Genomic DNA, 14,516 nt, shown 5'->3' with positions numbered 1-14,516 from the left:
GGCAGTTGTAGTTGCAGTTAGCAAAAGAATTTTTGAAAAGAGTTGGCAGTTAATAACTATCAGCTCTTTTTGTTTTACTATACTACTTATAAAAACAGCTACTCGCTACTGAAAACCACTGTCATTAAAACTTCAAAATTGCCTCAAATTGTTTACATATTTTTTACAAAGAATTAATTTTGCTCGTTAATTAATTTGTAAAAATGAGTATAAAGCTTACACCTATTGACAGTGTAGACAATATAAGCAAAGAGGATTTTGTTAACAATTACTTAAATCCGCGCAAACCGCTTATAATCCGTAAAGCGACTGAAAGCTGGCCAGCCCTTCAAAAATGGACTTTCGAATATATTAAAGAAACCGTTGGCGATCAAATAGTTCCGCTGTATGATAGTTCAAAGGCCGATCCATCCAAAGCTATCAATGCATCTGCAACCGAAATGAAGTTTGGCGACTATATCGATCTCATTCAAAAACAACCTACCGACTTAAGGATCTTCCTTTTCGACCCCATAAAGCATGCTCCAAAACTGCTGGACGATTACCGTTCACCGTCAGATTTAATGGGCGGTTTCCTGGATAAATATCCCAACATGTTTTTCGGCGGTGCAGGCTCAGTAACATTTTTACACTACGATATCGACCTTGCCCATATATTCCACACGCATTTTAATGGCCGCAAACATGTAATGTTGTTTGACCAAAAATGGACAGAACGCCTGTATTGTATCCCGTTTGCAACCTACGCTCTTGAAGATTATGATATCGAAAACCCGGATTTTACCAAATTCCCTGCGCTTGATGGTGTTGAAGGGCAGGAGGCTATTTTAGAGCACGGCGACACCTTATTTATGCCTACCGGTTACTGGCACTGGATGAAATACCTTACGGGTTCATTCTCGATATCGCTTCGTGCCTGGGATAAATCATGGGCTATTAAAGCTAAAAGCCTGTATAACTTAACCATACAGCGCAAGTTTGACAACATAATGAAAGCCCGTTTCAAAAAGGAGTATATGGACTGGAAGGAGAACCTCGCTATAAAACGAGCTCATGATGCCCTTGCTACCGGCAGACCATAATATTGAGAATATGTTTATACTACTTTGGGGTTTATTTCGTTATTTTGAATGCTTATAAATAACTAAGGAACAATATTGTAACTTTAACTTAAAATTAGCATAACCCCCTAAAGTAATAAAACTATATATGTGCTTCATCCTTAACCCGATCGATACGGTTGAAAATATTTCTCCCGAAGACTTTAAGAAGAATTATTTAGACCCTCGTCGCCCGCTGGTTATCAAAGGGCTTACCAAAAGCTGGCCTGCCCGCGAAAAATGGACGCCCGAATATTTAAAACAGGTTGTTGGCAACAAAATAGTGCCGCTGTATGACAACTCAAAGGCCGATCCGTCGAAACCCATCAATTCATCGGCAACTGAAATGCCTTTTGATGAGTACATAGATCTCATTCGCAGCAAACCAACCGAATTAAGGATTTTTTTCTTCAACATCTTCAAACAGGCTCCGCAGCTTTTAGATGACATTGTATTACCTAAAGATTTGATGGGCGGTTTTTTAGAGAGTATGCCTGCCATGTTCTTCGGCGGTTCAAACTCGGTTACGTTTTTACATTATGATATTGATCTTCCGCATATTTTCCATACTCACTTTGGCGGTCGCAAACATGTGATCCTGTTTGAAAACAAATGGAAACGCCGCCTGTACTGTATCCCTAATGCTACCTATGCTTTGGAGGATTATGATGTGCTAAACCCCGATGTTAAAAAATTCCCGGCGCTTGACGGCGTGGAAGGCATTGAGGTATTTCTTGAACATGGCGATACCCTGTTTATGCCTACAGGCTACTGGCACTGGATGAAATATGTTGATGGTTCATACTCGCTAAGTCTTCGTGCCTGGGATGCAAGCATAAGCCGTAAAGCAGCAAGCTTGTATAACCTAGCCGTTAAAGGAGGTGTAGACAGCGCCCTGAAAATGGTATTCAAAGGTAAGTATGCTAAATACCGTGAAGGCCTGGCTGTTAAATGGGCTAATAGGGAGCTGGCAGCAGGAAAGCCTTTTTAAAGTCGGAAGTATTAAGTTTTTAGCATTAAGCCAATCATAAACAAAAAAAGGCTGTATCATAAATCAAATTGCCCACCCTTACTGTTGCGTTACCTATGAATTGAAGGTTAGCCGATAATATTTATTACAAAATGGGGGGTTTACACTTTTTTTGGCAAAAAAACACTCAATTAACTGATTGTTAGCTACATAAGTAAATGTTAACCCTAAATTGTGTTAACCCTGTTAACCCCCCTTTGTTAGTAGAGTCAATCCAACCCCAAATGATATTGCTTGAGCATCCGAATAAGAACAAAACAGGCTGATCATGATGTATGATACAGCCTGTTTTTGTTTATTAAGCCTGTTTTTTATAATATTCCTTAACAGCCTCAGGTAAAAGATGCAGGTATAAATTAGGCTCTTCCCTGATCCTTGCAGCCGCGACGGGCACAACTTTGCAGGGCTCTTCGTAAATAACACTTTCGCAATCCAGAAAGCGGCCCATATAAGCGCCGTAAGCCTCGGATGCAAATATCACATCAATATACGGTAAGTTCTTTTTTAGATAGCTGGCCCAAAGCCTCGACATGTTTTCTATCGAATCGCCGGCACCCGGTAACATCGCCTCATCATAGCTTAATAACACAGGTTTAACCTTATCATTATCCGCGTATGTTTTTTTGAGCCAGTCAAGCCGCACATCGCCTGCAATAGGCTCATCATCACTGGCACCAATGACTATTATAAGCTCATCACAGTGTTCAAGGGCATAACTTATCAAAGTCATGTGCCCAATATGGAGCGGCAAAAACTTTCCAATGATCAAACCTCTTTTCATGCAGCAGTATTAAATCAGCACCTCGTTTTTATTTAATCTCTTATCTCCAACCACTAATCTCATCACGAAGTATGGTCGCAAACTATCTTCCACTCGCCCTTAATCTTCCTGAACCACAACGTAAAATACCCTCCGGGAGCATCCTTTTCCCGGGTTAGCTTCCATCCGCCTAAAACAAAGGCGTTGGTTTTATCAAGTACCTTTATTTGTATAATATCAAAAGTGAGCTGCCCCATAGCAGCTTTATCAGGATATGTTTGCTTATAGTGTTCAAGTGTTGTTTGCCAGCCGTATGTAGGAGCTGTTTTCCCTACAAAAACCAGCGAATCTGATTTCCAGTAGGTTGTCATAAACTCCTCAATATTGCCCCGGTTCCAGGCCTCTTCCTGTGTGTGCATTACTTTCAGGATGGCTTGCCTGTCCTGCGCAAAACAATACACAGCTACGAGCATAAACACAAAACTCAGTAATAATTTTCTCATATAATAAAGATAGCCTTTTGTCTGAACCTGAATTTTAAGAATTGCCCGAATTAACAGAATTAAAAAGAAAAAATTCAATTAATTCTTCAATTCAATTAATTCCGGTTAAGACAATACAGTATATTTGGATTTCATCGACACTAAAAACAAATAACTATGGGAAATCAGGTATTGAGTTTTGGCGAAGTTTTATGGGATGCTTTTGGCGATGGAAAAAAAGCCGGCGGTGCGCCTATGAATGTGGCCAGGCATTTGGTACAACAAGGCGTAAAAACAACTTTTGCAAGCTCAGTTGGTATGGACAACTCCGGCGACGCATTAATAGGCTTTTTAAAAAGCAACGACCTGTATTCAGACCTGATCCAGCAGGACGATGAATTTCCAACCTGCGAGGTTACTGTACAACTTGATGAAACCAACACCGCCACTTATATTATTCCACAACCTGTTTCATGGGATAACATACAACCATCGACCGCACTCACCAAGGCGGCCCAGGCGGCCCGGGCCATTGTGTTTGGCAGTTTGGCTTGCCGTACTGTTACCACCCGCGAAACATTGTTAAACCTGCTTGATGAAACCCCGGCATTAAAGGTATTTGATGTAAACCTTCGTCCGCCGCATTATACATTATCAACTATTGAAACCCTGGTTGCCCGTGCCGATGTTGTGAAAATGAACGAGGAAGAGGCTAATTTGCTCATCGGTGGTAGCAGTGCTTCTCTGCGTGATCAAATTGGCGAGTTTCGTTCAAAATACCATAGTCAAACCATTTGCGTAACCCGCGGCGAGCATGGTGCACTGGTATGGCACGATCATGAATTTTATGACAGCCCCGGCTGCCCCGTAAAAGTAGCTGACACTGTAGGTGCCGGCGATGCCTTCCTGGCAACTTTTGTATCCGGTCTTCTTTCAGGCAAACCTATGCAGCAGGTGGTTGATAAAGCCTGTTCAGTAGGCTCATACGTAGCCAGCCAGCGCGGCGCAAACCCGGTTTATCCGCCTGAATTGCTGAATAGCTTGGCATATCTTTAATTTCGGATTTGGGAATTGGGATTTCGGATTTGGTTTAATACGCTGCTGCTGTTATTAAAAATAAATCCGAAATCGAACATCCGAAATCAAAAATCTAATTGTCATACTTACCTAACAATTTACTTTATCACTCTCATAGCAAAACTTTTCATAAAAATATTCCGTTCCTTTATGTACAGAAAGGACAAAATATGCGCGGTTTTGGATTTTCCAAATTTAAGCCCAACCAAATCCCTAAAGGCGGATTTGACGAATTATTGAAATTATTCCTCGAGTTGCTCAACTATACATCGGGCGATGCCGGCGAAGCTTTAGCCTGGCTTAACGAACTCGATAAACAATACAACCTCACCAACGATGATTATGGCATGGGCGATTTCATCGATGAGCTGAAGCAAAAAGGCTATCTTGATGAGGACAATCAGAACGGCGAGTTTAAGATCACCGCAAAAACGGAGCAAAGCATCAGGCAATCAGCCCTGGAAGAGATTTTTGGCAAACTAAAAAAATCAGGCAAAGGCAATCACCGCTCGCCGCAATCAGGCCAGGGTGATGAAAAAAATGCCGAACGCCGTGAATTCGAATTTGGTGACAGCCTGGACCAGATAGATATGACCCAGTCTATCCATAACGCACAGGTTAATCATGGCATAGGCGATTTTATGATGACCGAGCGCGACCTTGAAGTAGAGGAAATGGACTACAAAACCCTTACTTCAACCGTGCTCATGATCGATATTTCGCATTCCATGATCCTTTATGGCGAAGACAGGATAACCCCCGCCAAAAAAGTGGCCATGGCCCTCGCCGAGCTCATCCGTACAAAATACCCTAAGGATACATTGGATATAGTTGTTTTTGGTAACGATGCATGGCCTATCACCTTGCAGGACCTGCCTTATTTACAGGTAGGCCCGTACCATACCAATACCTACGCGGGTCTGGAACTGGCTACCGATCTGCTCCGCCGCCGTAAAACCCACAACAAACAAATTTTTATGATCACCGATGGCAAGCCAACCTGCTTAAAGGAAGGTACCAGGTATTATAAAAACAGTATTGGGTTGGACAGGAAAGTGGTTAACAAAACCCTTAACATGGCTGCTCAATGTAAACGGTTAAAAATACCTATCACCACATTTATGATAGCCAAAGACCCTTATTTGCAGCAGTTTGTTCGTAAATTCACAGAAACCAATGGAGGCAAAGCATTTTACAGCTCCCTGAACGGCCTTGGTGAATATATTTTTGAGGATTACATCAGGAACAGACGAAAGACTGTTCGTTAGCCCCCCAGCCCCCTAAAGGGGGAGTATTAAAACAAAATCAATCGGTGGAATCATAAAACATCGGTGAAATCATAACAAACGAATGAGTAAATTATTAGATATTAAAACCCTCGGCCAGTTAAAGCAAACGGGCTACAAGAGCCGTTCGGTTAAAGATGAATTACGTGCTAACCTTATTGAACAGCTTAAAAAACGCGAAGGTGGTTTTGAAGGCATCATAGGTTTTGAAGATACTGTTATTCCCGACCTGCAAACTGCTATCCTGTCGCGCCATAACATTTTGTTGTTAGGCTTGCGTGGCCAGGCTAAAACCCGTATTGCCCGCCTGTTGGTTAACCTGCTTGACGAGTATATTCCATATATTGAAGGATCAGAATTGTTTGATGACCCTTACAACCCTATTTCGTGGTTTGGGCACAGTATCATTACTGAAAAAGGTGATGATACCCCTATCGGCTGGATCCACCGCTCTGAGCGTTATACCGAAAAACTGGCTACGCCTGATGTTACTGTTGCCGATTTAATAGGCGATGTTGACCCCATCAAGGCTGCCACCTTAAAATTAACCTACTCAGACGAGCGAGTGATCCACTTTGGCTTAATTCCACGTGCGCACCGCGGTATATTTGTTATCAACGAGCTGCCTGATTTGCAGGCACGCATCCAGGTATCACTGTTCAACATCCTGCAGGAAAAAGATATCCAGATCCGTGGTTTTAAATTGCGTTTGCCGCTGGATATACAGTTTGTATTTACCGCCAACCCTGAAGATTATACCAACCGTGGTTCGATTGTTACACCGCTTAAAGACCGTATCGAAAGCCAGATCCTGACGCATTATCCGCGCTCTGTTGAAATTTCACGTAAGATCACCCAGCAGGAAGCTTCGCTCACCGATGATCAGCGTATAGCTATTGAGGCTGATGGATTGGTAAAAAACCTGGTTGAACAAATTGCTTTTGAAGCCCGCAATTCAGAATACATCGACAAAAAATCGGGCGTATCGGCACGTTTAACTATTTCGGCTTATGAAAATCTGATCAGCAATGCCGAGCGCAGGATGATCATCAACCACGAAAAAACAACCTTTGTACGTATCACCGACTTTTTAGGCGTAATCCCGGCCATTACCGGTAAAATTGAGCTGGTTTACGAGGGTGAGCTGGAAGGGCCGGGTAAAGTGGCCAACATCCTGATAGGCAAAGCGATCAAAAGCTTATTACTCTCATTTTTCCCTGACCCTGAAAAGGCCAAGAAAGCTAAAGCCCCTAATCCATATGCAGCCATCATTAACTGGTTTGGCGATGGCAACAATGTAGCTTTGGTTGATGATATGCCAATGCAGGAGTACAAAAAAGCCCTGGAAGAGGTTGCCGGTTTGAAAGACCTGGTTAAAAAGATCCACCCGCGTTTAAGCGAAAGTCAGCAATTGCTGCTGATGGAATTTGTACTTCACGGCCTGTCGGAGTTTTCACAACTGAACAAAGGTTTCCTTGATAATGGCTTCGCGTTTTCGGATATGTTTAATAGTTTATTTAACTTGCAGCCCGATGATGACGACCTGGATATTGACGACGACAGATACTAAATATACGGCGCTGGTATGATTTTTAAAGCGCTGAGTATTTTATTCTGGATCATAATTGAGCTGCTGACGGACCGGTATGTTTTACACGGAATCCGCGGCGCATTCCAAAAATGGCGACTGCTTCAATCAAAAGCATTCGCCATTTTTTATTGGACAACATCGGCCCTTACTGTAGCTGCGCTCTTAACAGGCGGCTATATTACCATAGCCGGTACTGGCGTACGTGCAGCCTGTTTATTGATTACGTTTATCCTGCTCATTTGCAAATTCACTTTTATACTGTTCATTTTTGCCGATGATATCAGACGAAAAATTACTTTAAAACGAAAGAAAACTGCAACTGCTCCTGCCACCGCCACCAATAAAGAAACTGCTGCTACCACCGATACCATCCCCCGTTCGGAGTTTCTGTTAAAGGCCGGATTACTTGCTGCTGCTGTTCCATTAGCCGCCATTAAAAGTGCCATGCCAAGAGCATCGTACGACTATCATGTACTTTATCAAACCATGTACCTGCCCAACCTGCCAAAGGCTTTTGATGGGTTAAGGATAGGGCAGATCTCAGATATTCATTCAGGTAGTTTCTATAACAAAAAAGCAGTGCTTGGCGGCGTTGAAATGCTGTTGAAGGAAAAAACTGATCTCATTTTTTTCACCGGCGATTTGGTTAACGGTGAGGCAAGCGAAATGAGCGATTACCAGGATATTTTCAGCAAGGTAAAAGCACCTCTTGGTGTTTTTTCTACGCTTGGTAACCATGATTATGGCGACTATGGCGATTGGGATTCTCCTGCAGCTAAAAAGAAAAACCATGACGATTTGATAGCCACTCACAAAAACATGGGCTGGGACCTGCTCAGGAACGAAAACCGCCGACTCAAAGTAAATGGAGAGGAAATAGGCATCTTAGGTATTGAAAACTGGAGCGAATACAGCCGCTTCCCTAAATATGGACGTATGGACCTGGCCGTTAAAAATACAGATGACCTACCGGTAAAGCTTCTGCTTTCGCATGATCCATCTCACTGGCGGGCCGAGGTATTACCTAAGTATCCGCAGATTGATGCCATGTTTGCGGGCCATACCCACGGCATGCAGTTTGGTGTACGTACCGAACATTTTCAGTATAGCCCTATTAGCTATGTTTATAAGGAGTGGGCAGGCCATTATCAGGAAAATATGCAACAATTATATGTTAATGTTGGCTTTGGCTTTGTTGGCTTAACCGGCAGGGTTGGAATATTGCCGGAGATTACGATATTTACATTAAAAGCAGGCCACGATCCGTCGCTACCGATTTCTTAAAAGATCCAGGCATATACTGCGCCCCATTACCGATGAAGAAATTACTACAGTCTGTATTAGATTTTCTGCTCTTCAGTAATATTTTCATGTCGCTTTGTGCTGTAGCACAAGCCTTGCTAACATTTCATTTAATAGGGTCAAAACCAGTATTCCCTGTATTGGGCTTGTTATTTACATCAACCCTGGGCATTTACAATTTCTGTATCCTCATCACCCGGCCGGCCAAGCCTCAAAGGTCACCCTATAAAAGGGTACGATGGTTTTTTGCACACTACAGGCTCATGGTAACGTTTACCATTGTCTCGCTGCTGTCGCTAATCCCACTATTCTTTATAATCACAACTGAATCAAAGATCCTTCTTATATTCCTTAGCATCCTTTCGTTTGGTTATGGTTTGCCCCTGTTTACCGTTGGCGATCATAAATTTGGCCTGCGAAATATCCCCGGTCTGAAGCCTTTTTTAATAACGCTGGTGTGGACAATGAGCTGCGTGTTGTTCCCGGTATTGGAGTCGATGCATAACCATCTCACCGATATCAGTATGCGCGATACTACCATTCTCATAGCCAAGCGCTTTTTATTTATAGGTGCACTAACAATACCCTTTGATATCCGCGATCTTTTTGATGACCGTAAAGTGGGCTTAAAAACCATCCCGGTAGTTTGGGGCGAAAAAAATGCTTATTTGTTTTGCCAGGTGCTGCTTGCCGGATATATTGTGCTGATGTTCCTGTTCAGGCAAAACGGCTTTAGTCTTGATTTTTTTGCACTCACACTTACCATGTTCCTTACGGGTTGGCTCATTTTTAAATCGGCCTGGGAAAAGAATGAGTATTACTACTTTTTTTATATGGATGGCGTGCTGATTTTACAGTATGTTATTGTAGTTACCTTCAATGCTCTTAAATACTTCCTTCATTAAAACATGGCTGCCAATTATAACAACTCGGCATGGTTTTATGATCGGCTTTCAAGATTGGTATATGGCCGGGCGTTAATAAACGCGCAGGTGTATTTATTGGGCTTTATCCCGCCAAAAAGTAAAATACTCATAGCAGGCGGCGGCACCGGCTGGATACTGGAAGAACTCACCAAAATACATCCATCAGGCTTAGATATTACCTATGTGGAAATTTCGGCTAACATGACCACCCTCTCGCAGAAAAGGCATACCGGTGAAAACATAGTTGCCTTCATTAACGATCCTGTTGAAAACGTTAAACTTCCTGCCGGCTTTGACGTGGTTATAACGCCTTTCCTGTTCGATAACTTTGTGGATGAAACGGTAGACAACGTCTTTAATCATTTGCATAACCTGCTCAAACCGGACGGGCTGTGGCTTAACGCCGATTTTCAGCTAACCGGTCGCTGGTGGCAAAATGTAATGCTCCAAAGCATGTTTGTTTTTTTCAGGCTGCTTTGCGGTATAGAAGCCAGCAGGTTACCAGCCATTGAAAAGCGTTTTAGTACCGCCGGGTATAGCGTAATTGAGGATAAAACCTTTTTCGGAGATTTTATTGTGGCGAGGGTGTACAGGCGAATATCTTGAAAATGTCATTGCGAGGAGGAACGACAAAGCAATCGCATGCTATACAAGGCGGTTGTACCTACGTGCGGTTGCCACGCTGCGCTCGCAATGACATGGTTTTAAAGGCCTGCAAACTGCCCGCTTAGAACTGCAAACTGAAACTACTGATTATAAACAAACTTATATCCTATCCCTCTTACGGTTTGTAAGTACTGCGGCGAATCGGCATTGGTTTCGATTTTTTTACGCAGACGTACTATGTGCATATCCAGGGTGCGGGTGTTTACATCGGCATTGTAACCCCAAACTTCCATCATCAGTTCTTCGCGGTTTATGACCTTGTTTTTGTTTTTGAGGAAGTAAAGGAGAATCCTGTTTTCGAGGATGGTCAACTCTATCTTACGACCATCGCGGATAAGCAGGTGCGTGTTAGGTAGATGCTCCATGTTGGCAAAACGATATGACTCAGGTTTTTCGCTGTTAAGCGAAAATTTGATCTTATTTTCGATCATAGCCACCAGCACATCCATATTGTAAGGCTTAGTGATATAATCAGAAACGCCGAAGTTGTAAGCTTCAATTTTGTCAACATCCTGGGCCTTGGCGGTCATCATAATGATGAGCTTATCAAACCCTTTTTCACGGATATTTGCGCAAACTTCCGAGCCTGGCTTGCCCGGCAACATCCAATCCAACAGTACAATATCGGGCTGATCGGCCAGGATCATGGCTTCAGCATCATTACCGTTGCCAGCTTCCAGTACTTTGTAACCTTCTGATTGCAAACGCTCTGCAACCAGGAAACGCAGGTTCTCGTCATCTTCAACCAGCGCAATTTTAATTTCTTTGTTCATATCTTAATTTTCGTATGGAAGCGTAACTATAAATTCCGAGCCTTCGTTAACCTTACTGTAAACAGTGATGTCACCGTTCATAAAATTAACCAGTTCTTTACAAAATGCCAAACCCAGGCCAACGCTCCCGTTTTGGTTGTATTGATTTTCTATCCTGTAAAACTTTTTAAAAACGTTATTTAATTCATTTTTTGGTATCCCTATCCCCTTATCAGCAAATGAAAACACAATATTGCGCCTTTCATGCGAAATGCTGATAAACAATTCTTTTTGCTGAGGGTGCGAATATTTATAGGCATTTTCAATAAGATTCTGGAAAACACTTCCTAATAATACCGGATCGGTGTAAAAAGTTTCAACCCCGTTTATTTTAAATTTAATTTTAAAGTCGGCATACTTAATTTTAAAGGTATCAATATACCGGCTAATAAAATTCTCTATATCAATCTCTTCCTCTTTTAAAGTAATGGATTTATTTTCAATCTGCGTAAAGGAAAGCAACTTGTTCATGAGCTCGTTCAGCTTATCAGCTTCTTCATCCAATATTTTACCATAATGGCGGCGCTGCCTTTCGGTAAGTTCGCCATCGCCGCGTAAGTTGGAGCCTGCAATTTTAATTACGCTTACAGGTGTTTTAAACTCGTGGGTGAAGTTGTTAATAAAATCATACTGAAGCTTAAAAAGCTTCATATTAACATTAAGGTTGCGGTAAATAAGCCAGCCTATCAGCATTAAAAACAAGGTCATTAACAGCACAATGGCTCCAATGGGCATAAAGCGACGGTTAATTTCTGCTGTTAAATACCCCTGCGCCGAACTGAAGAACAACTTATAATCAGAAAAAGCACCGGGAAATGATACCTCGGTAATCAGTTTATCACCTTCACTATCGATAGGGTCATACACAACCGGCGTGATCGAGACATTTTCATAAAGTTCGGGATGCGTATTTTTTACCTTCATCAGGTATGGGTCGAGGTAAAAGGTCATCATATTTTGCTTGTATGAAGCTCCCTTGCTGTTACCCTGCATTTGCATATCACGATAAATACGTACATCCTCCCGGCGCAAGATATTGGTATAACTGATCTTGTCGGGCTTTACATCCCAAAAAGCCTTAAAAAGCTCATCCTGGCTTGATACCCGGGAGGTATCGGAAAAGGCCACATAATTACTTAGCTTAATGGCCATCTCCCTGAAATCATCCTCATTGGCAGTTCTCCGTTGTTCTGCTCCGTAAACCTTATTATTAACATGCCAGTACTGGTAAACGGCTTTAGCCGCTATGCTCAAATTATTTTTACGCACAGTCATGTTTGTTGTGCCGCCAATGAGGGCATCATAAAAAATAACCCGGCGTACAAAGCTATAATCATGAAAAACAGAGGCCGCATATTTACCTGCCGATGCCGAATCAAGAAAACCCTGGTATGAAGTAATCTCAGGGATTTTATTCTGAAAAAACTCATTGTAAGGTTTAATAGTTTGCTCTAATACTTCTATCTTTTTTGAAGCAAACTCATTTTCAACGTATTTGGCGGTAAGGTTATAAGATATAAACAAGGCTACCACAAAAGTTATGGATATGAACACCAGGAAAATGGTGATCAAAGTAAAATTTTGCCGGTAAGCGTTTTTCTGTACTGCCATGTCGGCTTATGGTTTAACCCGCATATTCTTATCCAAAAACTTCTCTATTTCGGCATACATTTCCATACGGTTATGCTCGCTCCTGAAATATGCACGTTCATTGGGTTTTAAAAAGTATTTCACATCAACGTTACGTTTGCGCAGTTCACGCACAAACTGGTTAAGCTCACTGATATTGGCCCGCTGATCTTTAGCACCCTGGAATATGATTAAAGGTACCTTAATTTTATCGGTATGAAAAACAGGCGATATGGCCCTTAACTGGTCGGCATCTGTTTCGGGGTTGCCAACCATTTCATAGGTCATTTTTAAATACGGCTTAACAAATGGCGGTGCATCTTTGATATAGGTAAAAAAGTTGATGAGCCCGTATTGTACCACAGCACAACTGTATAGTTCAGGATGAAATGACACCCCGTAAAGTGCCGAAAAGCCGCCAAAACGACCGCCAAAAATGGCGATCTTTTTAGGGTTTGCAACTTTGGTATCAATAAGCCAGTGTACCCCATCGGTAATATCATCTTGAATTTTGCCGCCTACCTGTTTATACCCCGCACTGCGAAAAGCTTTGCCATAGCCTGTTGAGCCCCGGTAATTAACCTGGAACACGGCATAACCACGGTTGGCTAAAAATTGTACCTGATCGTCATATCCCCAGGTATCGCGTGCCCAGGGGCCATCATGAGGCATAACTACTACGGGGTAGTTTTCAGTTTTATCACCCCGGGGCAGGGTTAAATAACCATTTATCAGCAAGCCATCGCGTGCATGGTACGATATAGGTTTCATGGCACATAACTCGGCCGGTACAAGGCTTGAGTTGATATCGCTTAGCTTGGTTAGCTTGCCGGTGTTTTTTTCAAAAAGATAATATGACCCGGGGGTGCGGTCGGTATAAGTATTGAGGATAAATTTATTCTCGGAGCTGTCGCGGTCAACTACCCTGATCTCATTACCTTTAAGCTGTTGCTGAATAGTTTGGTACATCTGCTCAACATCAGGCGCCAGAAAATGCTTGCGTGGTTTAGCCTCATCCCAGCCGGTAAATTCTATCCGGTGTTTATTTTTCGAATACTCAAAACTGGTAATATCCGCTTTATTGCAGCTAAAAATTATCCGCTCTTCCTTACCATCCTCTGCATTGATCTCAACCAGGGCCGTCTTGTCGCGGTTTACGTTTGATAGCGCGTAGAAATAATTTTTAACGCCCGTAAAAGCTATAGGCCTTACCGCATTCTTAAAATTATTTTCGATAATAGGCTTAAAAGGCTTATCCTCATCCGACCGAAATAAGATGGTTTCGTTAACCCCATCTGATGCCCTCTCCAACCTGATCCGGCCATCGGCATCTGCAAACCATTCAGTAATATTACCAGGGTTAAGCAGGTAAGTCCTCATTTCGCCGGTTTTTACGTTGAGGCGATAAACATCAAAATTGCCAGGATCACGCTCATTGGTTTTAATGGTGATAATATCTGGTTGCTGCCGGTTGCGGTTTACCAGGCCTATTCTCACATTACCGAGCGATAATATAATCCGGCTATTATTGGTAGCCACATCAAAGGCATACATTTTAACCGAATCGGTAGCAATGAGGTCCTGCGAAAAAACAAGCTGGTTATTATATGTCCAGAAATAATCGCCCCTGATAGAGTAATCTTCAAATTGGGTAACCATCCGTTCCCTCCCATCGGCCAATGATTGTATAAAAATGTTTTGCTTATCCTTAAATGGCTTAAGGTATGATACATATTTACCATCGGGCGAAATGCGGTAAAAACTCCTTTCGGGTGTTTTAAAAAAGTCAATAATAGGTATTTGCCTTATCTTATTCCTGCTGCAGGAAAAGAAAGCAATGATGCAACTCACAATA

Annotated in this window: 13 protein-coding genes; 8 read left to right on the top strand and 5 right to left on the bottom strand. The window is 42.3% G+C overall.

Annotation, left to right across the window (positions count from 1 at the left end; translation table 11 throughout):
* The first annotated feature begins 203 nt into the window (after positions 1-203).
* Together AC59JO_RS15420 and AC59JO_RS15415 are read left to right on the top strand one after the other, a co-directional pair.
* On the top strand, positions 204-1,082 hold the full coding sequence (locus AC59JO_RS15420) for a cupin-like domain-containing protein (protein ID WP_497306302.1): 879 nt from the start codon (positions 204-206) through the stop codon (positions 1,080-1,082).
* A 127-nt stretch (positions 1,083-1,209) separates the two neighbouring features.
* Complete coding sequence (locus AC59JO_RS15415) at positions 1,210-2,091, top strand: cupin-like domain-containing protein (protein ID WP_413669823.1); 882 nt, start codon at positions 1,210-1,212, stop codon at positions 2,089-2,091.
* 337 nt (positions 2,092-2,428) lie between these two features.
* On the opposite strand, the gene AC59JO_RS15410 is transcribed toward AC59JO_RS15415, so the two are convergent.
* A complete protein-coding gene (locus AC59JO_RS15410; protein ID WP_497306300.1) occupies positions 2,429-2,911 on the bottom strand; it encodes an adenylyltransferase/cytidyltransferase family protein in 483 nt (160 codons plus the stop codon).
* A gap of 62 nt (positions 2,912-2,973) precedes the next feature.
* Positions 2,974-3,393 (bottom strand): YybH family protein, encoded by a 420-nt coding sequence (locus tag AC59JO_RS15405; protein ID WP_413669825.1) that lies wholly within the window; start codon positions 3,391-3,393, stop codon positions 2,974-2,976.
* Positions 3,394-3,549: 156 nt separating this feature from the next.
* Here AC59JO_RS15405 and AC59JO_RS15400 point away from each other — a divergent pair, with 156 nt between their 5' ends.
* The 6 genes from AC59JO_RS15400 to AC59JO_RS15375 all read left to right on the top strand — a co-directional run bounded on the left by AC59JO_RS15400 (position 3,550) and on the right by AC59JO_RS15375 (position 10,160).
* The gene (locus AC59JO_RS15400; RefSeq protein WP_413669826.1) at positions 3,550-4,428 is read left to right on the top strand and encodes a carbohydrate kinase family protein; all 879 of its coding nucleotides are present in this window, start codon (positions 3,550-3,552) and stop codon (positions 4,426-4,428) included.
* Between the two features lie 191 nt (positions 4,429-4,619).
* Positions 4,620-5,717: a vWA domain-containing protein gene (locus AC59JO_RS15395; RefSeq protein ID WP_110585920.1), complete on the top strand. Its 1,098-nt coding sequence runs from the start codon at positions 4,620-4,622 to the stop codon at positions 5,715-5,717.
* Between the two features lie 82 nt (positions 5,718-5,799).
* On the top strand, positions 5,800-7,305 hold the full coding sequence (locus AC59JO_RS15390) for a sigma 54-interacting transcriptional regulator (protein WP_413669827.1): 1,506 nt from the start codon (positions 5,800-5,802) through the stop codon (positions 7,303-7,305).
* Positions 7,306-7,320: 15 nt separating this feature from the next.
* Positions 7,321-8,610: a metallophosphoesterase gene (locus AC59JO_RS15385; RefSeq protein ID WP_413669828.1), complete on the top strand. Its 1,290-nt coding sequence runs from the start codon at positions 7,321-7,323 to the stop codon at positions 8,608-8,610.
* A gap of 32 nt (positions 8,611-8,642) precedes the next feature.
* On the top strand, positions 8,643-9,533 hold the full coding sequence (locus AC59JO_RS15380; protein WP_413669829.1) for a UbiA prenyltransferase family protein: 891 nt from the start codon (positions 8,643-8,645) through the stop codon (positions 9,531-9,533).
* Positions 9,534-9,536: 3 nt separating this feature from the next.
* Positions 9,537-10,160: a class I SAM-dependent methyltransferase gene (locus tag AC59JO_RS15375; RefSeq protein WP_497306296.1), complete on the top strand. Its 624-nt coding sequence runs from the start codon at positions 9,537-9,539 to the stop codon at positions 10,158-10,160.
* 140 nt (positions 10,161-10,300) lie between these two features.
* On the opposite strand, the gene AC59JO_RS15370 is transcribed toward AC59JO_RS15375, so the two are convergent.
* From AC59JO_RS15370 to AC59JO_RS15360, 3 genes are read right to left on the bottom strand one after another with little or no spacing between them, the layout of a single operon-like run.
* Positions 10,301-10,993 carry a response regulator transcription factor gene (locus tag AC59JO_RS15370; protein WP_413669831.1) on the bottom strand — a complete coding sequence of 231 codons (693 nt, stop codon included), beginning with the start codon at positions 10,991-10,993 and terminating at the stop codon, positions 10,301-10,303.
* 3 nt (positions 10,994-10,996) lie between these two features.
* Positions 10,997-12,643 (bottom strand): sensor histidine kinase, encoded by a 1,647-nt coding sequence (locus tag AC59JO_RS15365; RefSeq protein ID WP_497306294.1) that lies wholly within the window; start codon positions 12,641-12,643, stop codon positions 10,997-10,999.
* Positions 12,644-12,649: 6 nt separating this feature from the next.
* The gene (locus AC59JO_RS15360; protein WP_497306292.1) at positions 12,650-14,512 is read right to left on the bottom strand and encodes a S9 family peptidase; all 1,863 of its coding nucleotides are present in this window, start codon (positions 14,510-14,512) and stop codon (positions 12,650-12,652) included.
* Between the last annotated feature and the right edge of the window lie 4 nt (positions 14,513-14,516).

The sequence above is a fragment of the Mucilaginibacter sp. A5337 genome, assembly GCF_059690695.1.
The sequence above is the reverse complement of the archived record's forward strand: the minus strand, read 5'-3'. Positions and strand labels throughout refer to the sequence as shown.

Bases quoted from the DNA above. Each gene is read 5' to 3' on its own strand.
- AC59JO_RS15395 (WP_110585920.1), top strand. From the start codon at position 4,620: ATGCGCGGTTTTGGATTTTCCAAATTTAAGCCCAACCAAATCCCTAAA.
- AC59JO_RS15405 (WP_413669825.1), bottom strand. From the start codon at position 3,393: ATGAGAAAATTATTACTGAGTTTTGTGTTTATGCTCGTAGCTGTGTAT.
- AC59JO_RS15420 (WP_497306302.1), top strand. From the start codon at position 204: ATGAGTATAAAGCTTACACCTATTGACAGTGTAGACAATATAAGCAAA.
- AC59JO_RS15385 (WP_413669828.1), top strand. From the start codon at position 7,321: ATGATTTTTAAAGCGCTGAGTATTTTATTCTGGATCATAATTGAGCTG.
- AC59JO_RS15380 (WP_413669829.1), top strand. From the start codon at position 8,643: ATGAAGAAATTACTACAGTCTGTATTAGATTTTCTGCTCTTCAGTAAT.
- AC59JO_RS15415 (WP_413669823.1), top strand. From the start codon at position 1,210: ATGTGCTTCATCCTTAACCCGATCGATACGGTTGAAAATATTTCTCCC.
- AC59JO_RS15390 (WP_413669827.1), top strand. From the start codon at position 5,800: ATGAGTAAATTATTAGATATTAAAACCCTCGGCCAGTTAAAGCAAACG.
- AC59JO_RS15375 (WP_497306296.1), top strand. From the start codon at position 9,537: ATGGCTGCCAATTATAACAACTCGGCATGGTTTTATGATCGGCTTTCA.
- AC59JO_RS15370 (WP_413669831.1), bottom strand. From the start codon at position 10,993: ATGAACAAAGAAATTAAAATTGCGCTGGTTGAAGATGACGAGAACCTG.
- AC59JO_RS15410 (WP_497306300.1), bottom strand. From the start codon at position 2,911: ATGAAAAGAGGTTTGATCATTGGAAAGTTTTTGCCGCTCCATATTGGG.
- AC59JO_RS15400 (WP_413669826.1), top strand. From the start codon at position 3,550: ATGGGAAATCAGGTATTGAGTTTTGGCGAAGTTTTATGGGATGCTTTT.
- AC59JO_RS15365 (WP_497306294.1), bottom strand. From the start codon at position 12,643: ATGGCAGTACAGAAAAACGCTTACCGGCAAAATTTTACTTTGATCACC.